Here is a 601-nt window from a genome sequence, read left to right on the forward strand (position 1 = left end):
GGATGTAGCGGGTATCACTGATATTTTTAATTTCTATATTGAACATACAAATGCACGTTTTGAAGAGTCCCCATTTTCGTTAGAAAATCGACAACAATGGTTTTCACAGTTCTCACGAGATAGTAAGTATCAACTCTATGTGGCTACTGAAAATGAAGTGCTACTTGGTTTTGCGTGTTCCCAGCAGTACAGAGCGATGTCCGCATTTGAAGAAACAGCGGAAGTAACTGTTTATTTGGCGCAAGCAGCCAAGGGTAAAGGTTTAGGTTCAAAGCTGTATTCTCAACTGTTTTCATCTATTCACACGCACGGTATCCATCGAGTATTGTCAGGTATTGCGTTGCCAAATGACGCCTCAATCGCTCTACATAAACGTTTCGGGTTTAGAGAGGTTGGTGTTTTTAATGAGTACGCAAAGAAAAATGGTCAGTACATTAGCTCCATGTGGCTAGAAAAGTCGTTAAACGCAGAGTCCGCTTTATAACAAGCAATTCAAGCAGACTGTCAACGCTTGGCATTTTCAACTCGGTTTAGCTTCAGTGATTTTGGTGGTAAATTTGAGTACATTGGTAGCGTTGTCAGCTACTTAATTGGGCGTTAT

At 40.8% G+C, this 601-nt stretch carries 1 protein-coding gene; it reads left to right on the forward strand.

From position 1 onward, the window contains the following. A partial coding sequence (locus F0226_RS22395; protein WP_171737697.1) for a GNAT family N-acetyltransferase occupies positions 1–484 on the forward strand: 484 nt, incomplete at its 5' end. Positions 485–601: the final 117 nt, after the last annotated feature.

The sequence above is a fragment of the Vibrio sp. 99-70-13A1 genome (assembly GCF_013114625.1).
In the GTDB taxonomy this organism is placed as follows: Bacteria; Pseudomonadota; Gammaproteobacteria; order Enterobacterales; family Vibrionaceae; genus Vibrio.